Here is a 21,676-nt window from a genome sequence, read left to right on the forward strand (position 1 = left end):
TCATGAGGCGGGCGTGCGACACGTTCGGGTGAAGCGCCGCGCGCTCGTGTCACGCCTGCGTTCGCCTGTAATCTCGTCGCCATGGCCTCACGTACGTCCGGCAAGGGAACCCAGAGCACGGCGGGCCCCTCGAAGCAGCGCGCCGGACGGACCGCGGGCGCCGCCAAGAAGACCGCCGCGAAGAGAGCGCCCGCCAAGCCGCCGGCCAAGAAGACCGCGGGCGCGAAGAAGGCACCGGCCAAGAGGGCACCCGCGAAGAAGGCCGCCCCCAGGCCGGCGCCGTCGCCCACCGGCGGTGTCTACCGCCTCGCCCGCGCCTGCTGGCTGGGGCTCGCGCACGGCATCGGGGCGATGTTCCGCGGCGTGGGCCGCGGCGCGAAGAACCTCGATCCGGCGCACCGCAAGGACGGACTGGCACTGCTGCTGCTCGGCATGGCCCTGGTGATCGCGGGCGGTACCTGGTCCAACCTCAGCGGCCCGGTCGGCGATCTCGTCGAGCTGCTGGTGACCGGCGCCTTCGGCCGGCTCGACCTGGTCGTGCCGATACTGCTGGGCGGCATCGCGGTACGCCTCATCCGGCACCCCGAGAAGCCGGAGGCCAACGGCCGGATCGTCATCGGGCTGTCGGCGCTCGTCGTCGGCATACTCGGACAGGTCGCGATGGCCTGCGGCTCCCCGGGCCGGAACGAGGGGCTGGCCGCCATACAGGACGCCGGCGGCTATCTCGGGTGGGTCGCGTCCAAGCCGCTGATCTTCACCGTCGGACAGACCCTGGCGGTGGCGCTGCTGGCGCTGCTGACCGTCTTCGGGCTGCTGGTGGTCACCGCGACACCGGTGAACGCCATTCCGCAGCGGCTGCGGGCGCTCGGCGTCAAGCTGGGCGTGGTGCACCCCGCCCCGGACGAGACGTACTACGACGAGGCCGAGGACTACGCCGAGGACTGGCGCGAGCAGCCCGCCCGCAAGCCGCGCCGCAGCGCCGCCGCGGCGGCCGCGAACGACCCGGACGCGATAGAGGAAGCGGCTCTCGCCAAGCGGCGCCGGCCGCGCCGGGCCGCCGCCCAGCCCGACCCGGACCGGCCGATGGACGCGGTGGACGTCGCCGCGGCGGCCGCCGCCGCGCTGGACGGCGCGGTGCTGCACGGCGTCCAGCCCTCCCCGCTCGTCGCCGGGCTCAGCAGCAGCGTCTCCGGCGACCGCCGAGGGCACGAGGACACCGCGGGGGAGAGCGGCTCGGTGCCGCCGGCCCGGGGTGCCGAGCCGGACCCGTCCCCGGCCGAGCGCACCCCTGCCGTGCCGGACTTCACCAAGGCCCCGCCCGAGCCCTCCGGCGAGCTGCCGGCCCGTGCCGAGCAGCTCCAGCTGTCCGGCGACATCACCTACTCCCTGCCCTCGCTGGAGCTGCTCGCGCGGGGCGGGCCCGGCAAGACCCGCAGCGCCGCGAACGACGCCATAGTGACCTCGCTGACCACGGTCTTCCAGGAGTTCAAGGTCGATGCCGCGGTCACCGGCTTCACCCGGGGCCCGACGGTCACCCGCTACGAGGTCGAGCTGGGCCCGGCCGTCAAGGTCGAGAAGATCACCGCACTGGCCAAGAACATCGCCTACGCGGTGGCCAGCCCCGACGTCCGCATCATCAGCCCGATCCCGGGCAAGTCCGCGGTCGGCATCGAGATCCCCAACACCGACCGCGAGATGGTCAACCTCGGCGATGTGCTGCGGCTGGCCGACTCCGCGGGCGACGACCATCCGATGCTGGTAGCGCTCGGCAAGGACGTCGAGGGCGGCTACGTCATGGCCAACATGACGAAGATGCCGCACGTCCTCGTGGCCGGCGCCACCGGCTCCGGCAAGTCCTCCTGCATCAACTGCCTGATCACCTCGGTCATGATGCGGGCCACGCCGGAGGACGTCCGGATGGTGCTGGTCGACCCCAAGCGGGTCGAGCTGACCGCGTACGAGGGCATCCCGCACCTGATCACCCCGATCATCACCAACCCCAAGCGGGCCGCCGAGGCGCTGCAGTGGGTGGTGCGCGAGATGGACCTGCGCTACGACGACCTCGCGGCCTACGGCTTCCGGCACATCGACGACTTCAACGAAGCGGTGCGCCTCGGCAAGGTCAGCCCGCCCGAGGGCAGCGAGCGGGAGCTGGCGCCGTACCCGTACCTGCTGGTGATCGTGGACGAGCTGGCGGACCTGATGATGGTCGCGCCGCGGGACGTGGAGGACGCGATCGTCCGCATCACCCAGCTCGCCCGCGCCGCCGGTATCCACCTGGTGCTGGCCACCCAGCGCCCGTCCGTCGACGTGGTCACCGGCCTGATCAAGGCCAATGTGCCCTCCCGCCTGGCGTTCGCCACGTCCTCGCTCGCCGACAGCCGGGTCATCCTCGACCAGCCGGGCGCCGAGAAGCTGATCGGCAAGGGCGACGGGCTCTTCCTGCCGATGGGCGCCAACAAGCCGGTGCGGATGCAGGGCGCGTTCGTGACCGAGGCGGAGGTGGCGGCCGTCGTCCAGCACTGCAAGGACCAGATGGCGCCGGTCTTCCGCGAGGACGTCACCGTCGGCACGGCGAAGAAGAAGGAGATCGACGAGGACATCGGCGATGACCTCGACCTGCTGTGTCAGGCCGCTGAGCTGGTGGTTTCCACCCAGTTCGGGTCGACGTCGATGCTCCAGCGCAAGCTGCGGGTGGGCTTCGCCAAGGCCGGGCGGCTGATGGACCTCATGGAGTCCCGGAACGTCGTCGGACCGAGCGAGGGGTCAAAGGCTCGTGACGTTCTTGTGAAGCCTGAGGAACTGGACGGAGTGCTGGCGGTGATCCGGGGGGAGGCTACCGAGTAGCACAGACATCCGGGCCACCCGAACGAAAGAAAAAGGCAACCGTTTCTCCTGCCGATACGTCAAGTTGAGGGAGATGAGGGAGCGATGTTTCACCATCGAGCCCCAGGGCATCGCCGACGGCGTTCCGATGGCGTACAAAGTCCGCTCTCCCGCTTGCCCGACCCTTTCGCTCCACCCCTAGACTGAACTTCCAGCAGGTGGCTACACGCTCGAAAGGCGCCTCCGTGTCCATCGGCAACTCCCCCGAAGCAGACCGGCCTTCCGTCGGTGCTGCCCTCCAGAAGGCCCGTATCGGAGCGGGACTGACCGTCGAAGAGGTCAGTACGACGACACGGGTGCGCATTCCCCTCGTGCACGCGATCGAGCAGGACGACTTCTCCCGCTGTGGAGGCGACGTCTACGCCCGGGGCCACATCCGGGCGCTCGCCCGCGCCGTATCCCTCGATTCCCGACCCCTGATCGACCAGTTCGACGCCGAGCACGGCGGCCGGCCCGAGCCGACCCCCGCCGCGCCGCTCTACGAAGCCGAACGCATCCGCTCCGAGCCGCGCCGCCCCAACTGGACCGCGGCGATGGTCGCGGCGATCGTCGCCGTGGTGGGATTCGCGGGCTTCACGCTCTTCACGGGCGGCGACAAGAGCGAGGGCGGCCCGGTCACGGCCGGTGACGCCCATGCGAAGGCGCCGGCGCCCACCCGCCATCCCTCGACCATCAAGCCGCCCGTCAAGCCCGACCCCGAACCCTCGGACAGCGCGGTCGCCGGGCTGCCGAAGGACAAGGTCACGATCAAGGTGACCGCCCGGGACGGCCAGAGCTGGATCTCCGCCAAGGACGCCAACGGCAAGCTCCTGGAGGACGGCCTGCTCAAGCAGGGTGAGTCCAAGACCATCACCGACAAGAAGCGGATCGACCTGGTCCTCGGTAACGCCGGAGCCGTGCAGCTGTACGTCAACGGCAAGGAGGTCAAGCAGGTCGGCGAGAAGGGCACCGTCGAGCGGCTCAGCTACACGCCCGGGGACCCCCAGGCGGGCTGAAAGCCCTTCTCAGGGGGCGTCCGCCGCCCGGCCCCGGAGCCCGGGACCGGCGGCGGAGACCTGCGCGCCAAGGGGGTGGCCGGGACAAAGTAGGCTGAGGCCTATGCCCGAACGCCGTACCGTCGCCCTTGTCACCCTTGGCTGCGCCCGTAATGAGGTGGACTCGGAGGAGCTCGCAGGCCGCCTGGCAGCGGACGGCTGGGAGCTCGTCGAGGAAGCCGCCGATGCCGATGTCGCCGTCGTCAACACCTGTGGTTTCGTCGAGGCCGCGAAGAAGGACTCCGTCGATGCCCTGCTGGAAGCCAACGATCTGAAGGATCACGGCAGAACCCAGGCCGTGGTGGCCGTCGGCTGCATGGCCGAGCGCTACGGCAAGGAGCTCGCCGAGGCGCTGCCCGAGGCGGACGGTGTGCTCGGCTTCGACGATTACAGCGACATCTCCGGCCGTCTGCAGACCATCCTGAGCGGCGGAAACGTCGAGGCCCACGCGCCGCGCGACCGCCGCAAGCTGCTGCCGATCAGCCCCGCCGAGCGCCAGGACGCCGACGGGGTCGCGCTGCCCGGCCACGGGGACGCGCTGGCTTCGGCTCCCGAGGACCTGCCCGAGGGCGTCGCACCGAAGTCCGGACCGCGGGCGCCGCTGCGCCGCCGCCTGGACGCAAACCCCGTCGCCTCGGTGAAGCTGGCCTCCGGCTGCGACCGGCGCTGCTCGTTCTGCGCCATCCCGTCCTTCCGCGGTTCGTTCATCTCCCGCCGCCCCTCGGACGTGCTCGGGGAGACCCGCTGGCTGGCCGAGCAGGGCGTCAAGGAGGTCATGCTGGTCTCTGAGAACAACACCTCCTACGGCAAGGACCTCGGCGACATCCGCCTGCTGGAGACGCTGCTGCCGGAGCTGGCGGCCGTCGACGGCATCGAGCGCATCCGGGTCAGCTACCTCCAGCCCGCCGAGATGCGGCCCGGTCTGATCGACGTGCTGACCGGCACGGACAAGGTGGCGCCCTACTTCGATCTCTCCTTCCAGCACTCGGCGCCCGGTGTGCTGCGCTCCATGCGGCGCTTCGGCGGCACCGACAGCTTCCTGGAGCTGCTGGAGACGATCCGCACCAAGGCGCCGCAGGCCGGTGCCCGCTCCAACTTCATCGTCGGCTTCCCCGGCGAGAGCGAGAGCGACCTGGCGGAGCTGGAGCGCTTCCTCACCGAGGCCCGGCTCGATGCCATCGGCGTCTTCGGCTACTCCGACGAGGACGGCACCGAGGCCGCCTCGTACGAGGACAAGGTCGACCCGGACGTGGTCGCCGAGCGGCTGGCGCGGGTCTCGCGGCTGGCCGAGGAGCTGACCGCGCAGCGCGCCGAGGAGCGGATCGGCGAGACGCTGCGGGTGCTGGTCGACCGGGCCGACGACGAGGACGGGCTCGTCGGGCGGGCCGCGCACCAGGCTCCGGAGACCGATGGCGTCACCCTGCTGTCGACCACCCGGGAACTGGAGCCCGGTCGTATGGTCGAAGCAAAGGTGGTGGCGAGCGAGGGGGTGGACCTCGTCGCTGAGGTGCTGTCGGTGGAGGGCGCGGGGTGTACCGAGGAGGCGGGCAGATGACCGGAGTCCCGGCATCCGCAGCTGGTGGCCCGCGCACGGCGCCGGTCGTCCGGCAGGCCGGGCTGTGGAACATCGCCAACGTCCTGACGATGCTGCGGCTGGTGCTGGTCCCGGCCTTCGTGCTGCTGCTGATGCACGGCGACGGTACGGACCCGGTCTGGCGGGCCTTCGCCTGGGCCGCGTTCGCCGTCGCCATGATCACCGACATTTTCGACGGGCATCTGGCACGCACGTACAACCTGGTCACCGACTTCGGCAAGATCGCCGATCCGATCGCCGACAAGGCGATCATGGGTGCCGCGCTGGTCTGTCTGTCGGTGCTGGGTGATCTGCCCTGGTGGGTGACCGGCGTGATCCTCTTCCGGGAGCTCGGCATCACGCTGATGCGGTTCTGGGTGATCAAGCACGGGGTCATTCCGGCCAGTCGTGGCGGCAAAATCAAGACATTGGCGCAGGGCACCGCGGTCGGGATGTACGTCCTGGTGCTGACCGGTCCGCTGGCCACCTTCCGCTGGTGGGTGATGGCGGTGGCGGTGGCGCTCACCGTCCTCACCGGGCTCGACTACGTCCGGCAGGCCGTGGTGCTGCGCCGGGCAGGGCTGGCCCGGGAGCGGGCCGCGCGCGCCGAGCGGGACACCGCACGGTGAGCGGGCCGGGTTCGGCCGCCGCCGGGGCGCTGGAGCTGCTCGCCGGGCGGGGCCAGAGCCTGGCCGTTGCGGAATCGCTGACCGGCGGACTGGTGGCGGGCGCGCTGACCGCCGTCCCGGGGGCCTCGCGGGTGGTCCGGGGCTCGGTCACGGCGTATGCGACCGAGGTCAAGCGGGATGTGCTGGGGGTGGACGGCGCTCTGCTGGCCGCGCGCGGTGCCGTCGACGGCGAGGTCGCCCGGCAGATGGCACAGGGTGCGCGGCGGGTGCTGGGCGCCGACTGGGGCCTCGCCACCACGGGGGTGGCCGGCCCTGATCCGCAGGACGGGCATCCGGTGGGCACCGTTTTCGTCGCGGTCCAGGGGCCGGACGGTGCCGGGACGGTGCGCCGGCTGTCGCTGGCGGGGGACCGGGAGCAGATCCGCCAGGACACTATTCGCGCCGTGCTCGCACTGTTGTTGAGCGAACTGACAGAAAAATCGCGGGCACAGGATACGGAACAACACGGGGGGAATGGATGTTTGCAGCCCTGAGTGAACACGTACTTGCGCCCGGCACCGGTCCCGCCCGAGGCGGTACGGTGGGGCGAGAAGGATGCGAATCCGAGGTCCGAGGAGGGAGCCAGCGATGATTCTGCTTCGTCGCCTGCTGGGTGACGTGCTGCGCCGACAGCGTCAGCGCCAGGGCCGAACCCTGCGCGAGGTCTCTTCCTCCGCCCGGGTATCGCTCGGCTATTTGTCCGAGGTCGAGAGGGGGCAGAAGGAGGCGTCCTCCGAACTGCTCTCGTCGATCTGTGACGCGCTGGACGTGCGCATGTCCGAGCTCATGCGGGAGGTCAGCGATGAGCTGGCGCTCGCCGAGCTGGCAGCGTCCGCGGCCGCGAGCGACCCGGTGCCCGCACCGGTGCGGCCGAAGCTCAATTCGGTGTCCGTCACGTCCCTGGCCGGTGTGCCGGAGGACCGCGTGACCATCAAGTCCCCGGCAGACGTCGTGGATGTCGTCGCGGCCTGACACCCCTGTTCGTACGCATCGGAGCCCCGGCGGGCAGCAGCCCGCCGGGGCTTCGTGCTGCCCGTGCGGGGGCGGGTGTGTGCGGCCCGCCGGAGCTCCGGCAGGCGCTCGGCCGGACCGTCCGGGCAGTTCGGAACGGGCGATTCATTTGTACGATGGCAAAACCGGATAAATCGCCTGAACAGGAGTATCTGGATGTCTGTCGTCAAGAGCACACTGTCCGACGCGGACCGCGCCATCGTCGGGAAGGCCCTCCAGGGAGCGCTCGTCGACCTGGTGGATCTCTCCCTCGTCGCGAAGCAGGTGCACTGGAACGTCATCGGGGCGCGCTTCCGCTCCGTACATCTCCAGCTCGACGAGGTCGTCACCAGCGGGCGGCAGCACGCCGACACGGTGGCCGAGCGGGCGGCGGCGATCGGAGTGTCCCCGGACGGGCGGGCGTCCACCGTCGCCAAGACCAGCGGTATCCGGGAGGTCAAGGACGGCTGGGTCAAGGACGGCGACGTGGTCCGGGCGATGGTGGAGGCCCTGGGCTCGGTCATCGGCCGGATGCGTGAGCGGATCATCGCCACCGCGGACCCGGACCCGGTCAGCCAGGACATCCTCATCGGGCTGACCGCCGACTTGGAGAAGCACCACTGGATGTTCCAGGCCGAGGCCCAGTGACCGGCGGCGGCCCGCGCCGGGGCTTGTGAGGCCGCTCGCGCGCCGGAAACGCCCCGGTGCGCCCTCCCGCCGGGCGGCGGGACCCGTCTAGCGTCGGCCGGAGGAGGCAGCCATGGGGTGGCGTGACGTCACGGCCCGCGGGCCGGCCGGACGGCGCCCGCGGGCCGCACCGGGGCGCTGGATATCCGGGGTGGTCGTCGGGGGCCTGTGGTGGTGGGCCGCGGTCCGGCTGGTGGTGTGGCCGCAGTCGTCGGGGGTGGTCGAGGGGGCCGTGATGGTGGGCGGCTGGGGGCTCAGTCTGCTGCCGGTGCACTGCGTTCCGCGGACGAAGCGGAACGAGGGTCTCTGCCGTCGCGCCGTGCGGCGGGCGGCGCGGCGGGTCCGGGGGCGCCGGGTGACGGGTCCCGGGGTGCTCACCAGGGCATGGCGACGCCGCCGTTCGGGCGGAGGAGCTGGCCGGTCATGAAGGACGAGGCGTCCGACGCCAGATGCAGCACGGTGTGGGCGACGTCCTCCGGCTCTCCCACCCTCCCCAGCGGGGACATCCGGATCATCGGTCCCTCCGCCTGCTGCTGTGCCTCCGCGGTGTGGCGGCCGGTCATCGCGGTACGTATCCAGCCCGGGGCGACGGCGTTGACGCGGATGCCGTGCCGGCCGACCTCGGTGGCCAGGGTCTTGGTGAGCTGGACGACGGCGGCCTTGGCGGCGCCGTAGCAGAGCAGGCCGGGGGCGCCGGTGTCGATCGCGCCGGAGGCCATGTTCACCAGGGAGCCCGGGGTGGCGGTGGCGATCATGGTGCGCGCGGCCTCCTGGCAGCCGTACAGCACGCCCTTGAAGTTGGTGTTCCAGACCCGGTCCAGGTCCGCGTCCGCGGTCTCCAGGACGGGCGCGGAGTGCATGATTCCGGCGATGTTCGCCAGCACGTCCAGGCGGCCGGTGGTGCTGCGGGCGGCGTCGACCACGGCGGCGACCTGGGTGCGCCGGGTGACGTCGAGCCGGTGCGCGTGCGCGGAGCCCGCTGCCGCGGTGATGGCCGCGGCGGTCGCCCGTGCGCCCTGTTCGTCGAGGTCGGCGCAGTGGACGGTGGCGCCGGCCGTAGCCAGGAGGACTGCGGTGGCGCGGCCGATGCCGCTCGCCGCGCCGGTGACGAGCGCGGTCCGGCCCGTGAGGTCGTACGCCGGGAGAGGCATGGTGTGAGGGTAGGGAGGAATCTGACGGGTCGTCAATTGGCGTGCGGGAGGTCTTCGTGTCAGCCCGCGGGGCGGCTGTCCGGTGGGTCCGGCTGGCAGGCGGGGCACCAGTAGGTGACGCGTTCCTCGGCGGTGGGGTCCTGGTCGGCGGTGCGGACCGTGGTGCCGCAGTGCAGGCAGGGGCGGCCGGCCCGGCCGTAGACCCACAGCCGGCGGTCGGGGCGGGCGCTGGGGGTGGTGACCCGGGCGGGGCGCCGCTTGTTGGCTTCGAGGAGTTTCCTGGCGAGCGCGGGCACGCGGTCCGGCCGGGGCAGGTCCCCCAGGGGGAGCCAGGGGGAGGCGCGCAGCAGGAAGCACAGCTCGGACTTGTAGACATTGCCGATTCCGGCGAGGTTGCGCTGGTCGAGCAGGGCTTCGCCGAGGGGCCGTGCGGGAGTGGCGAGCAGTCGGCGCAGGGCCTCCGCGGGGTCCCAGTCCGGGCCGAGGAGGTCGGGGCCCAGATGGCCGACGACCCGGGGCTCGTCGGCGGTGGGCAGCAGATCGAGCACGGGGAGGCGGTAGCCGACGGCGGTGTGGTCCGCGGTGCCGAGGACCGCCCTGATCTGGTGGGCGGGGCCGCCGCGCCAGCGCTCGCCCGGGGCGTAGATCCGCCATGCGCCGTCCATCCGCAGATGGGAGTGGAGGGTGAGGCCGCCCTCGAAGCGGGTGAGGAGGTGCTTGCCGCGGGGGAGGACGCGGAGCACCGCGCGGCCGGTCAGATCCGCCGTCGCCAGCCGGGGGACGCGCAGATCGCAGTGGGTCAGCGGACCGGTGGTCAGTGCGTCGTGGAGCCGCTGGGCCAGGCGCCAGACGGTGTCACCTTCGGGCATGCCCCCATGATGCCGGGAGCCGGGAGCCGGGAGCCGGGAGCCGGGAGCCGGGAGCCGGGAGCCGGGAGCCGGGAGCGCGGGGTCCGCGCCCGGGGCCGGGTGGGGCGCCGCCGGTGTCATCCGCGCAGGCGCAGCCCCCGTGGGGTCGGGTGGAAGCCGGCGGCCTCCAGGGTGACGGCGAAGGGGGAGGTGAGGGCCGCGGTGCCGTTGATGCGTTCGGTGGTGAGGGTGCCCAGGGCGCCGGCGCGGGCGGCATCGGTGAGCGTCTCGACGGCGAGCCGGAGGCGGGGGTCCATGGCGGCACGGTCCGGTTCGTGGCCGAGCGGCCACAGCAGCAGGGTCTTGCCACCGCGCTCCATGTAGAGCGTCAGCTCACCGTCGACGAGCACGACCAGGGAGCCCGCCTTGCGGCCGGGCTTGTGGGTCGACCCCTCGGGCGGCTCGGGCCAGGGCAGGGCGGCGCCGTAGGCGTTGGCGGGGTCGGCGGCGGCCAGGACGACGGCGCGCTGCGGACCGCCGGGCCGGGACCGCGCCGGGCCGCCGTCCGGTGGCGCGTCATCGGCGGTGCGCTCCCGCTGGGTGCTGACCGCGCGCAGCCGGTCCACCGCGCCGTCCATCGCGAACTGGGCGGCGCCCAGCCCCTCCACCACATAGCCGCGACGGGCCTGGCCGGACTCCTCGAAGGCGGCCAGCACCCGGTACGCGGCGGAGAACCCGCCCTCGACGCCCTCGGCGGCGACCGCGCCACGGGTGACGATGCCGTGCCGGTCCAGGAGCGCGCGGGCCAGGGCATGGGCGCGGTGCGTGGGGTCCGGCTCGGTGGTGGGCAGGAGCGACCAGCGGCCGCCCACCGTCGGCGGACCGGAGCGGGAGGCGGTGGGACGGCCGCCGCGGCCTCCCGCGGCCGCGGTGAGGGAGCCGTACCGGCCCCGGGGGACGGAGCGGCGGGCGCGATGCGCGGTCGAGCCCGCCGTACGGCCCGAGCCGAGGAGGGCACGCAGCGGGGCGAGGGTGTCGTTGGTCAGCCGGCCCGACCAGGCCAGGTCCCACAGCGCGTCGGCCAGCTGTGGGTCGCCGGCGTCCGGGTGGGTGGTGGCGCGGACCTGGTCGGCGAGCTGGCGGAAGAACAGGCCGTAACCGGGGGCGAGGGCGGTCAGCAACGACTCGTGCAGCGCGGTGAGTTCGAGCGGGAGCGGCGGCGGGAGCAGCAGCGGGGCGGAGTCGGCGAGATGCAGCGAGAGCCAGCCGTCCTTGCCGGGGAGGGCACCGGCGCCGGCCCACACCACCTCACCGGTGGCGGTGAGTTCGTCCAGCAGGGCGGGGGTGTAGCCGCCGACGCGGGACGGCAGCACCAGCTTCTCCAGGGCGGAGGCGGGCACCGGAGCGCCCTGGAGCTGCTCGATGGCGCGCACCAGGCCGTCGATGCCGCGCAGGCCGTGCGAGGCGCCGCCGGGCGGTGCCGGCATACCGCCGGCCCCTGCCGGGCGCGGGGCGCCGACATGCTGCCACTGGGGGAGGAAGGCGGCGAGCGCGGCGGGCGGGACCGGCTCCAGTTCCTCGCGCAGCGCGGCCAGGGAGCGGCGGCGCAGCCTGCGCAGCACCTGGGCGTCGCACCACTCCTGGCCGATGCCCGCGGGATGGAACTCGCCCTGGACCACCCGGCCGGCGGCGGCGAGACGCTGCAGCGCCCCGTCGGTGACGGCGGTGCCGAGGCCGAAGCGGGCGGCGGCCTGCTCGGAGGTGAACGGGCCGTGGGTGCGGGCGAAGCGGGACAGCAGATCGCCGAGCGGGTCCTTGACCGGTTCGGTGAACGACTCCGGGACGCCGACCGGCAGCGCCGTGCCCAGCGCGTCACGGAGCCGGCCGGCGTCCTCGACGGCGGCCCAGTGGTCAGCACCCGCGATCCGCACGGACAGGGCACGGCGGGCGGCGGCCAGCTCCCGCGGCCAGGCCGGGTCGGCGCCGCGCTCGGCCAGCTCGGCGTCGGTCAGCGGCCCCAGCAGCCGCAGGACGTCGGCGACGCCCTCGACGTCCTTGACCCGCCGGTCGTCCGTACGCCACTGCAGCTCGCGCTCCAGCTCGGCCAGTACCTCGGCGTCCAGCAGTTCGCGCAGTTCGGCCTGGCCCAGCAGCTCGGCGAGCAGCCGGGAGTCCAGGGAGAGGGCGGCGGCGCGGCGCTCGGCGAGCGGGGAGTCGCCCTCGTACAGGAACTGGGCGACATAGCCGAAGAGGAGCGAGCGGGCGAACGGGGACGGTTCGGGGGTGGTGACCTCCACCAGGCGGACCCGGCGGGCCTCGATGTCGCCCATCAGCTCCGTGAGGCCCGGGACGTCGAAGACGTCCTGGAGGCATTCGCGGACGGCTTCCAGCACGATCGGGAAGGAGCCGAACTCGCTCGCCACCTGGAGGAGCTGGGCGGCCCGCTGGCGCTGCTGCCACAGCGGGGTGCGCTTGCCGGGGCTGCGCCGCGGCAGCAGCAGGGCACGGGCGGCACACTCCCGGAACCGGGAGGCGAACAGCGCGGAGCCGCCGACCTGGTCCGTGACGAGCTGGTCCACCTCGCCCTTGTCGAAGACGGCATCGGCGGCGCCCACGGGGGACTGCTCGGGGTCGTACTCCGCGCCGCGGCCGAGCGGGCCGGCGGACGGGTCGAAGCCGTCGTCGCCGTCGAGGAGGTCGAGGCCCATCAGATCGGCGTCGGGCAGCCGCAGCACGATGCCGTCGTCGGCGTGCATCACCTGGGCGTCCATGCCGTGCCGCTCGGCGAGGCGGGCGCCGAGGGCCAGCGCCCAGGGGGCGTGGACCTGCGCGCCGAACGGGGAGTGGATGACCACCCGCCAGTCGCCGAGCTCGTCGCGGAAGCGCTCCACGACGATGGTGCGGTCATCGGGGACATGGCCGCAGGCCTGCTTCTGCTCGGCGAGATAGCTCAGCACATTGGACACCGCCCAGTCGTCCAGCCCGGCGGCGGCCAGCCGGGCGCCGGCGTCCTCCGGGGCGAGCGTGCCGATCTCGCGGAGGAACGCGCCGAGTGCACGGCCCAGTTCGAGGGGGCGGCCCAGCTGGTCGCCCTTCCAGAAGGGCAGCCGGCCCGGCACCCCGGGGGCGGGGGTGACCAGCACCCGGTCACGGGTGATGTCCTCGATGCGCCAGGACGTCGTGCCGAGCGTGAAGACATCGCCGACGCGGGACTCGTAGACCATCTCCTCGTCCAGCTCGCCCACCCGTCGCCCGCCACCGCCCTTGCCCGAGTCGCCGCCCGCCAGGAACACCCCGAACAGGCCGCGGTCGGGGATCGTGCCGCCGGAGGTGACGGCCAGCCGCTGGGCCCCGGGGCGGCCCGTGACGGTGTGCGCGACGCGGTCCCACACCAGGCGCGGCCGCAGCTCGGCGAAGGCGTCGGAGGGGTAGCGGCCGGCGAGCATGTCCAGCACGGCGGTGAACGCCGACTCGGGCAGGGCGGCGAACGGGGCGGCCCGCCGTACCAGCGCCAGCAGCTCCTCGACGTCCCAGGTGTCCATCGCGGTGATGGCGACGACCTGCTGGGCGAGGACGTCCAGCGGATTGGCCGGCACCCGCAGTGCCTCGATGGCGCCGGAGCGCATCCGTTCGGTGACCACGGCGGCCTGCACCAGATCACCGCGGTACTTGGGGAAGACGATGCCGGTCGAGACCGCGCCGACCTGATGCCCGGCCCGCCCGACGCGCTGCAGCCCGGAGGCGACCGACGGCGGCGACTCCACCTGGACGACCAGATCGACCGCGCCCATGTCGATGCCCAGCTCCAGACTGGAGGTGGCCACCACGGCGGGCAGCCGACCCGCCTTCAAGTCCTCCTCCACCTGGGCGCGTTGCTCCTTGGACACGGAGCCGTGGTGGGCACGGGCCAGCAGCGCCGGCGCTCCCTTGGCAGCCCCGGCCTCGGCCATCAGCTCCGCGGGGGAGTGGTGCTCGGGCAGCGCCTCACCGGTCCGGCGTTCGTAGGCGATCTCGTTGAGGCGGTTGCAGAGCCGCTCCGCCAGACGGCGGGAGTTGGCGAAGACGATCGTGGAGCGATGGGCCTGGACGAGGTCGGCGATCTTCTCCTCTACCTGCGGCCAGATGGACGGCTTCTCCCCGGTGTCGCCCTCCTGGACCGGCGAGCCGCCCAGCTCGCCCATGTCCTCCACCGGGACGACCACCGAGAGGTCGAAGCGCTTGCCGGACGGCGGCTGGACGATCTCCACCCGGCGCCGTGGGGACAGGTAGCGGGCCACCTCCTCCACGGGGCGGACCGTCGCCGACAGCCCGATCCGCCGCGCCGGGTGGTCCAGGAACTCGTCCAGCCGCTCCAGGGACAGCGCCAGATGCGCGCCGCGTTTCGTGCCGGCGACGGCGTGGACCTCGTCGAGGATCACGGTCTCGACGCCCGCCAGCGCCTCCCGGGCCGAGGACGTCAGCATCAGGAACAGGGACTCGGGGGTCGTGATGAGGATGTCCGGCGGGCGGTTGGCGAGCGAGCGGCGCTCGGCGGGCGGGGTGTCCCCGGAACGGATGCCGACCGTGACGTCCGGCTCCGGCATGCCCAGACGGACCGACTCCTGGCGGATGCCCGTCAGCGGACTGCGCAGATTGCGCTCGACGTCGACGGCCAGCGCCTTCAGCGGGGAGACGTACAGCACCCGGCAGCGCTTCTTCGGCTCGGCGGGCGGCGGGGTGCTCGCCAGTGCGTCCAGCGACGCGAGGAAGGCGGCCAGCGTCTTGCCGGAGCCCGTCGGCGCCACCACGAGGACGTCGGAGCCCTCGCCGATCGCCCGCCAGGCGCCCTCCTGCGCGGCCGTCGGTGCGCTGAAGGCCCCGGCGAACCAGCCGCGGGTCGCGGGGGAGAACGAGTCGAGCGCTGCCTTCGCCATGTCCCCCATCGTGCACCGGACCACTGACAACGCGGTCCCCGCGCGCCGCGGCCGTCGGCCCGGGTCCGCCCCGCCTTCCCCGGCCGTCCACGCCTCGGACGTGCGGGCCGGCGGCCGCCCGGCGGACGCAGAATGGCGGCATGGTCATGGTCAGCGGGGAGAGCGCCGCCGACGGCGGGACCGGGGCTGCCGTGGTGCCGCGGGCGCCCGGCGAGTGGGCGCGCCACTGGCGCTACGACGGACTGCCCGGCCTCGACCTGCTGCGCGCCCGCTACGTCCGGCACTCCTTTCCCCGCCACGCGCACGACGGCTATGTCGTCTGCGCGGTGACCTCCGGCATCGAGGAGGTCGGGCTCCGGCAGGGCACGGTCCGGGCCGGCCACGGCGGCATCATCATGATCAATCCGGAGGTCGCGCACACCGCGCGGGCGGGCGCCCCGGAGGGCTGGGCCTACGCCACGCTCTACCCCTCCCACGAGGTCGTCGCGGAGATCGCCGAGGAGACCACGGCGCTGCGCGGCACCCCGGGGTTCGACCGGACGACCGCCGAGGACCCGCAGCTCGGCCACCTGATCACCGAGATCCACCGGGCCGCCGAGACCGGCAACGCGCTGGCCGCCGACACCCTGCTGCGGAGCGTCGTGGCCCGGCTGCTGCGGCGTTACGGAGGCCCGCTCCCGGCACGGACGCCCCGCACCGCGGGCACTCGGACCGCCGCCCGCGCCCGTGCCGTCCTGGAGGAGCGGATGACCGACCCGCCCTCCCTGGAGAGACTGGCGCACGAACTCGGCACCAGCCCGTTCGCCCTGCTGCGGGCCTTCAAGGGCGCCTACGGCATGCCGCCGCACACCTGGCTCACCGACGCCCGGGTCCGCCGGGCCCGCGGACTCCTGGAAGCGGGCCGCACCCTCGCCGACACGGCCGTCGCCGTCGGCTTCACCGACCAGCCGCATCTGAACCGGCACTTCACCCGGATCGTCGGCGTACCGCCCGGCGCCTACCGGAGGGAGCGCGCGGCGTAGGGCGCCACGGGCGAGCCTCGCGGGCCCGGGGTCGGCCGTGCGTGCCGGGCGCAAGAACGTACAAGACCCCAGGTGGCGCCGGACCCTAGGGTCCGGGACGTGGCAGAACAGACAGACATACGCACCACGGAGCGGGCCGCGGCTCCGCCGGCTCCGCCCGCCGTGACCTCCGACGCCGCCGTCATCAGGGACGCGCTCGGCGTCGGCGTCGCGGTCGGCCTCTCCGGATTCGCCTTCGGCGTGACCGCGGCCGGCGCCGGGCTCGGCCTCCTGCAGACCTGCGCGCTCAGCCTGCTGGTGTTCACCGGCGCCTCGCAGTTCGCCCTGGTCGGCGCGCTGGCGGCGGGCGGCAACCCGCTCACCGCCGCGGCCGGCGCGTTCTTCCTGGGCGCCCGCAACGCCTTCTACGGACTGCGGCTGTCCGCCGTCCTCGGGTACCGGTCCACGGTCAAGCCCCTCGCCGCCCACTGGGTCATCGACGAAACCTCGGCCGTCACCCTGGCCCAGCCCGACCGGCGCACCGCCCGGCTGGGCTTCACCGTCACCGGGCTGACCCTCTACACCCTGTGGAACCTCACCACCCTCGCCGGTGCCCTGGGGGCCGAGGCGCTCGGCGACACCGAGGCCTGGGGCCTGGACGCGGCCGGCCCCGCGGTCTTCCTGGCGCTGCTCGCGCCGATGCTCAAGGACACCGTGGAACGGGTCGCGGCCGGTCTCGCCGTGGTGCTGGTGCTGGTGACGCTGCCGCTGCTGCCCACCGGCGTACCGGTGCTGGCCGCCGCGCTCGCCGCGCCCGCCGTCCTCCTCGTACAGGGCCGCCGTGAGCGGGCGCAGGAGGCCGGGACGGCGCGGGAGTCCGGCGCCGTCCCGTCCGGCACCGGCGGGACGACCGCGCGCCCGGACGGCACGCGCCCGCGCGGCACCGCCACCGGGGAGGACCGGGTATGAACGTCTGGATCGCGATCGCCGTCACCGCCGTCGGCTGCTACCTGGTCAAGTACCTCGGTCTGGCGGCGCCCGCCGGCCTGCTGGAGCGCCCGCTCGTCAAGCGGCTGGCCGCGCTGCTCCCGGTGGCCCTGCTGGCCGCGCTCACCGCCCAGCAGACCTTCAGCGACGGCCGGCACCTGATGCTCGACGCCAAGGCCGCGGGCGTGGCCGCCGCGGCCGTCGCGCTCGTGCTGCGGGCGCCGTTCCTCCTGGTCATCGGCGTCGCCGTAGGAGTCACCGCGGGGGTGCGGGCCCTGGGAGGGTGAGCGCCGGGCGGCGCCTAGAGGGGCCGCCCGTAAGCCCGGAGGGTCAGCAGCGCCTTGAGCGTCACCATCGGACGGCTCTCCAGCGCCGTGCCGGGTGCCCACACCCGCCAGTTGACCGGCCAGCCGCCGTCCTCCTCCTGGAGCGCGAAGAGATGGTCCAGTGCCCGCGCCATCTCCTCGTCGGTGAACCAGTCGCGGGCCAGCGAGCCGGGCGCGGGCGCGAAGTCGTAGGCCAGGTGGTGTTCCCCGGGGGCGTACCCGGGCGCCACCGGGACGTCCGCGGCCCGCTCCGGGTCCAGCAGCACCAGACCCCGGTCCCGTACGAGCCGGCCGAGCCGCTGCGCCGCCGCGGCGGCCCGCGGCCGGTCCGGGGCGCCGTCCAGGAAGGCCACCGCCGCCTCGACCTCGTACGGGTGGGTCTCCTCCATCGACTCCACCGCCGCCCAGCAGTAGTCCGTGGCCCGGAAGAGCCAGGCGTGCCACACCTCGTTGCGGTGCAGGACACCCACCACCGGGCCGGTGGCCAGCAGCGCGCTCGGCGGATTGTCGACCACCGGAATCCAGGGCGCGGCAGGGTAGCCGCGCTGTGAGGGGTGCAGCGCGGGCAGCGCGCCCTCCGGGGTGGAGATCTTCGTCAGATAGCGGCAGATCCGCTCCACCTGGCGGCCGTCGCACCGTCCGATCAGATCGAGGACCTTCAGGGCGTGCGCGGTGTGCAGCGGCTGGCTGACCGGGCCCCGGAGATCGGGCTCCAGGGCGTGGCCGAAGCCGTCGTCATCGTTGCGGTACGCGGCGAGCGCGGTCTCCACGGGGTCGGCCCCGCCGCCCAGGAAGTGGTACTCGAAGAGCCGCTGCTCGAGTACCCGGGCGGTCAGCCAGACGAATCGCTCGGCACGTGCCAGAGGAGTCGGAGGAGAGCTTACGTATTCGGCCATGCGCTGACCGTAGGGCGCAATTCTCCCGGTGGCACCGGCTCGCGTCCGCTGCCCTCCCAGGGCGGGATACTGAAGGCATGCGGTTGACGGTCTTCTGGCAGCGGATGGCGGATCACTTCGGTGCGGCGTACGCCGACTCCTTCGCGCGCGATCATGTGATGTCCGGCCTCGGCGGCCGGACCGTGCACGAGGCGCTGGACGCGGGATGGAGCGCCAAAGAGGTGTGGCGGGTGGTGACCTCGGTCATGGAGGTGCCGCCCGAAAAACGCTGACCAGGCCGTTCGCGCCGCGCTGACCTGCGGCGATGACGGCCCGACGGCCGGCTGCCGCGGACCGGGGCACGGACCGGGACCGGGAGTGTCATGGGCGTACGGGACACTTGGCCCCGTGCCCGAGTCAGAAGAGATCACCAGTAACGACGTCACACGCCCCGAGGGCCGGTCCGATGCGCGGATGCCGCGCTGGCTGCCGCGCGCCATGGTGCTCGCGCTCGCCCTGGTGGCCTGTTTCCAGCTCGCCACCTGGGGATTCCACCAGCTGATCAGCCTGCTGCTGAACGTGCTGATCGCGTTCTTCCTCGCGCTGGCCGTCGAACCGGCCGTCGACTGGATGGCGGCCCGGGGGGTGCGCCGCGGCATGGCCACCGGGCTCGTCTTCGTGAGCATCCTCGTCGTCGCTGCGGGCTTCTTCGCGCTGCTGGGCTCCATGCTCGCCGGGCAGATAGCCAACATGGTCGCGGAGTTCCCGCAGTATCTGGACTCCCTGATCAGCTGGATCAACAGCACCCTGCACACCCACCTCTCGCGGGTCGAGGTGCAGAACAACCTGCTCAAGTCGGACTGGCTGCAGAAGTACGTCACGGACGGCGCCAACAACGTGCTGGCTGTCTCCGCGACGGTGCTGGGCAGCCTGTTCAACCTCCTGACGGTGGCGCTGTTCTCGTTCTACTTCGCCGCCGACGGCCCCCGGCTGCGCCGCGCGCTGTGCTCCGTGCTGCCGCCGCACCGCCAGGCGGAGGTGCTGCGCGCCTGGGAGATCGCGGTCGCCAAGACCGGCGGATATCTCTACTCGCGCGGCCTGATGGCGCTGATCTCCGGCATGGCGCACTACGTGCTGCTGCAGATCCTGGGTGTGCCGTACGCCCCGGCGCTGGGCATGTGGGTGGGCCTGGTCTCCCAGTTCATCCCGACGATAGGGACCTATCTCGCGGGCGCCCTGCCCATCCTGATCGCGTTCACCGTCGACCCCTGGTACGCCCTGTGGGTCTTCGGCTTCGTCGTGATCTACCAGCAGTTCGAGAACTACCTGCTCCAGCCGCGGATCACCGCCAAGACGGTGGACATCCATCCCGCCGTCGCCTTCGGCTCGGTCGTCGCCGGTACCGCCCTGATGGGCGCGGTGGGCGCGCTGATCGCGATCCCGGCGACGGCGACCCTGCAGGCCTTCCTCGGTGCGTATGTGAAGCGGTACGAGGTCCCCGACGATCTGCGGGTCCACGGCAGGCGTGGGCACGGTGTCCGGGCCCTGGCCCGGATGCGGCGGAACCTGCACGGCGCGCAGCCGACGGCTCCGCTGGAGGACCGGAAGGCGGACGGCGCCACGGCGGAGGACCAGGACGTCCGCTGACGGAGGGCGCACCACCGGAAGACCGGGCGGCGTCGCCGGCGGACGGTTCCCGTCGGCGACATCCGGGCGGAAGCGCTTGACACTAAAATCGAACATCCATTCTCATGAGAGAACCGGCCTCCACTCTCGGGCTTTTCGCGGAGTTATCCACAGGCCGGAGCCGGGTCCGGGCGCATTGTCAGTGGCAGGCGTTAGCGTCATGGACGTGAAGCGATCGACTCAAGCAAATCGGGTGGAACCCATGGCAGGCACTGACCGCGAGAAGGCGCTGGACGCCGCACTCGCACAGATTGAACGGCAATTCGGCAAGGGCGCCGTGATGCGCATGGGGGAGCGGTCGAAGGAGCCCATCGAGGTCATCCCCACCGGGTCCACCGCACTCGACGTCGCACTCGGCGTCGGCGGCCTCCCCCGCGGCCGCGTCATCGAGGTCTACGGCCCGGAGTCCTCCGGTAAGACGACCCTGACCCTGCACGCCGTCGCGAACGCCCAGAAGGCCGGCGGCTCCGTCGCGTTCATCGACGCCGAGCACGCCCTCGACCCGGAGTACGCCAAGAAGCTCGGCGTCGACACCGACTCCCTGATCCTGTCCCAGCCGGACAACGGCGAGCAGGCGCTAGAGATCACGGACATGCTGGTCCGCTCCGGCGCGCTCGACCTCATCGTGATCGACTCCGTCGCCGCCCTGGTGCCGCGGGCCGAGATCGAGGGCGAGATGGGCGACTCCCATGTCGGCCTCCAGGCCCGGCTGATGAGCCAGGCACTGCGCAAGATCACCAGCGCGCTCAACCAGTCCAAGACCACCGCGATCTTCATCAACCAGCTCCGCGAGAAGATCGGCGTGATGTTCGGCTCGCCGGAGACCACGACCGGTGGCCGCGCGCTGAAGTTCTACGCCTCGGTCCGACTGGACATCCGCCGCATCGAAACCCTCAAGGACGGCACGGACGCGGTCGGCAACCGCACCCGCGTCAAGGTCGTCAAGAACAAGGTCTCCCCGCCCTTCAAGCAGGCCGAGTTCGACATCCTCTACGGCCAGGGCATCAGCCGCGAGGGCGGCCTGATCGACATGGGCGTGGACCACGGCTTCATCCGCAAGTCCGGTGCCTGGTACACCTACGAGGGCGACCAGCTCGGCCAGGGCAAGGAGAACGCCCGCAACTTCCTCAAGGACAACCCGGATCTCGCCAACGAGATCGAGAAGAAGATCAAGGAGAAGCTCGGCATCGGCGTGCAGCCGCAGGACCCGGCGGCGGAGCCCGGCACGGACGCCGCGGTGGCGGCCGAACCGGCAGCCGCGGCACCGGCGGCCAAGGGCGCCAAGGGCTCCAAGGCCGCCGCGGCCAAGAGCTAGCCCGCCATGACACGGCGAACGGAATGGCCGGGCGGCGCGGACGAGACGCACAGCGCCACCGGCGACGCCGAGACCCGTAGCGGCCGCAGGGGCCGTCATGGCAGTGAGGACAGCGGTGGTCCCTCCTCGTCGAGGGCCGAGTCGGGGCCACCGCGTACACCCGAGGAGCAGGCACGGGCCATCTGCCTGCGCCTGCTCACCGGGAATCCGCGCACCCGCAAGCAGCTTGAGGACGCCCTGCGCAAACGGGACATCCCCGAAGAGGTCGCGGACGAGGTGCTGTCCCGCTTCGAGGACGTCGGGCTGATCGACGACGCGGCCTTCGCCGACGCCTGGGTGGATTCCCGCCACCACGGGCGGGGCCTGGCCCGCCGTGCCCTGGCCCGCGAACTGCGCACCAAGGGCGTGGACTCCGCCCTCATCGAGGAGGCCGTCGGCCGCCTCGACTCCGAGCAGGAGGAGTCCACCGCCCGCGCACTGGTCGACCGCAAACTGCGCGCCACCCGGGGCCTGGACCGCGAGAAGCGCCTTCGCCGTCTGGCCGGAATGCTGGCCCGCAAGGGATACCCGGAAGGCCTCGCCCTCCGCGTGGTCAAACAGGCGCTGGAGGAGGAAGGCGAGGACCCGGATCTCCTGGAGGAGCACTTCCTGTCGGAGGGATGAGGGGCGGCGGCCGGAACGACCGTCGGCGTGTCCGGTCGGCGTGCACGGTGGGACCGGAGACCGGGCCGCACGC

18 protein-coding genes are annotated in these 21,676 nt (G+C 72.8%); 14 read left to right on the top strand and 4 right to left on the bottom strand.

Annotation, left to right across the window (positions count from 1 at the left end; translation table 11 throughout):
* Nucleotides 1-81 precede the first annotated feature (81 nt).
* From ACGFN2_RS29650 to ACGFN2_RS29680, 7 genes are all read left to right on the top strand, one after another.
* The gene (locus tag ACGFN2_RS29650) at nt 82-2,847 is read left to right on the top strand and encodes a DNA translocase FtsK (RefSeq protein WP_362605371.1); all 2,766 of its coding nucleotides are present in this window, start codon (nt 82-84) and stop codon (nt 2,845-2,847) included.
* A 224-nt stretch (nt 2,848-3,071) separates the two neighbouring features.
* The gene (locus tag ACGFN2_RS29655; protein WP_362605369.1) at nt 3,072-3,881 is read left to right on the top strand and encodes a helix-turn-helix domain-containing protein; all 810 of its coding nucleotides are present in this window, start codon (nt 3,072-3,074) and stop codon (nt 3,879-3,881) included.
* 103 nt (nt 3,882-3,984) lie between these two features.
* Entirely contained in the window at nt 3,985-5,475 is a 1,491-nt protein-coding gene (gene rimO / locus ACGFN2_RS29660) for a 30S ribosomal protein S12 methylthiotransferase RimO (RefSeq protein ID WP_362605367.1), read from the top strand.
* Entirely contained in the window at nt 5,472-6,122 is a 651-nt protein-coding gene (pgsA, locus tag ACGFN2_RS29665) for a CDP-diacylglycerol--glycerol-3-phosphate 3-phosphatidyltransferase (protein WP_362605365.1), read from the top strand. The genes rimO and pgsA overlap by 4 nt, the downstream gene beginning before the upstream one ends.
* Nucleotides 6,119-6,655, top strand: coding sequence for a CinA family protein (locus tag ACGFN2_RS29670; RefSeq protein WP_362605363.1), 537 nt, complete (start codon nt 6,119-6,121; stop codon nt 6,653-6,655). The genes pgsA and ACGFN2_RS29670 overlap by 4 nt, the downstream gene beginning before the upstream one ends.
* A 94-nt stretch (nt 6,656-6,749) precedes the next feature.
* Nucleotides 6,750-7,133: a helix-turn-helix domain-containing protein gene (locus tag ACGFN2_RS29675; RefSeq protein ID WP_018092941.1), complete on the top strand. Its 384-nt coding sequence runs from the start codon at nt 6,750-6,752 to the stop codon at nt 7,131-7,133.
* A gap of 195 nt (nt 7,134-7,328) precedes the next feature.
* Nucleotides 7,329-7,799, top strand: a complete 471-nt coding sequence (locus ACGFN2_RS29680) for a DNA starvation/stationary phase protection protein (protein ID WP_362605361.1) — start codon at nt 7,329-7,331, stop codon at nt 7,797-7,799.
* 413 nt (nt 7,800-8,212) lie between these two features.
* On the opposite strand, the gene ACGFN2_RS29685 is transcribed toward ACGFN2_RS29680, so the two are convergent.
* The 3 genes from ACGFN2_RS29685 to ACGFN2_RS29695 form a co-directional block, all read right to left on the bottom strand.
* Nucleotides 8,213-8,989 (bottom strand): SDR family NAD(P)-dependent oxidoreductase, encoded by a 777-nt coding sequence (locus tag ACGFN2_RS29685; RefSeq protein WP_393365597.1) that lies wholly within the window; start codon nt 8,987-8,989, stop codon nt 8,213-8,215.
* Nucleotides 8,990-9,048: 59 nt separating this feature from the next.
* A complete protein-coding gene (locus ACGFN2_RS29690; protein WP_393365599.1) occupies nt 9,049-9,858 on the bottom strand; it encodes an Fpg/Nei family DNA glycosylase in 810 nt (269 codons plus the stop codon).
* Nucleotides 9,859-9,974: 116 nt separating this feature from the next.
* Nucleotides 9,975-14,750, bottom strand: coding sequence for a DEAD/DEAH box helicase (locus ACGFN2_RS29695; protein WP_393365601.1), 4,776 nt, complete (start codon nt 14,748-14,750; stop codon nt 9,975-9,977).
* Nucleotides 14,751-14,890: 140 nt separating this feature from the next.
* Here ACGFN2_RS29695 and ACGFN2_RS29700 point away from each other — a divergent pair, with 140 nt between their 5' ends.
* The 3 genes from ACGFN2_RS29700 (at nt 14,891) to ACGFN2_RS29710 (ending at nt 17,025) form a co-directional block, all read left to right on the top strand.
* Nucleotides 14,891-15,772, top strand: coding sequence for an AraC family ligand binding domain-containing protein (locus ACGFN2_RS29700; protein ID WP_393365603.1), 882 nt, complete (start codon nt 14,891-14,893; stop codon nt 15,770-15,772).
* Between the two features lie 99 nt (nt 15,773-15,871).
* Nucleotides 15,872-16,720, top strand: a complete 849-nt coding sequence (locus tag ACGFN2_RS29705) for an AzlC family ABC transporter permease (RefSeq protein WP_393365605.1) — start codon at nt 15,872-15,874, stop codon at nt 16,718-16,720.
* On the top strand, nt 16,717-17,025 hold the full coding sequence (locus tag ACGFN2_RS29710) for an AzlD domain-containing protein (RefSeq protein WP_362605352.1): 309 nt from the start codon (nt 16,717-16,719) through the stop codon (nt 17,023-17,025). The genes ACGFN2_RS29705 and ACGFN2_RS29710 overlap by 4 nt, the downstream gene beginning before the upstream one ends.
* Nucleotides 17,026-17,039: 14 nt before the next feature.
* On the opposite strand, the gene ACGFN2_RS29715 is transcribed toward ACGFN2_RS29710, so the two are convergent.
* The gene (locus ACGFN2_RS29715) at nt 17,040-17,960 is read right to left on the bottom strand and encodes a hypothetical protein (RefSeq protein WP_393365608.1); all 921 of its coding nucleotides are present in this window, start codon (nt 17,958-17,960) and stop codon (nt 17,040-17,042) included.
* 77 nt (nt 17,961-18,037) lie between these two features.
* Between ACGFN2_RS29715 and ACGFN2_RS29720 the strand changes: the two genes are divergently transcribed.
* The 4 genes from ACGFN2_RS29720 (at nt 18,038) to recX (ending at nt 21,603) form a co-directional block, all read left to right on the top strand.
* A complete protein-coding gene (locus ACGFN2_RS29720; protein ID WP_362605348.1) occupies nt 18,038-18,232 on the top strand; it encodes a DUF3046 domain-containing protein in 195 nt (64 codons plus the stop codon).
* 115 nt (nt 18,233-18,347) lie between these two features.
* Complete coding sequence (locus ACGFN2_RS29725; RefSeq protein WP_393365610.1) at nt 18,348-19,586, top strand: AI-2E family transporter; 1,239 nt, start codon at nt 18,348-18,350, stop codon at nt 19,584-19,586.
* 241 nt (nt 19,587-19,827) lie between these two features.
* Nucleotides 19,828-20,940, top strand: a complete 1,113-nt coding sequence (gene recA / locus ACGFN2_RS29730) for a recombinase RecA (RefSeq protein WP_362605346.1) — start codon at nt 19,828-19,830, stop codon at nt 20,938-20,940.
* Between the two features lie 6 nt (nt 20,941-20,946).
* Nucleotides 20,947-21,603, top strand: coding sequence for a recombination regulator RecX (gene recX / locus ACGFN2_RS29735; RefSeq protein WP_393365612.1), 657 nt, complete (start codon nt 20,947-20,949; stop codon nt 21,601-21,603).
* Nucleotides 21,604-21,676: the final 73 nt, after the last annotated feature.

This window comes from Streptomyces sp. NPDC048612, assembly GCF_043199295.1.
Classification (GTDB): domain Bacteria; phylum Actinomycetota; class Actinomycetes; order Streptomycetales; family Streptomycetaceae; genus Streptomyces.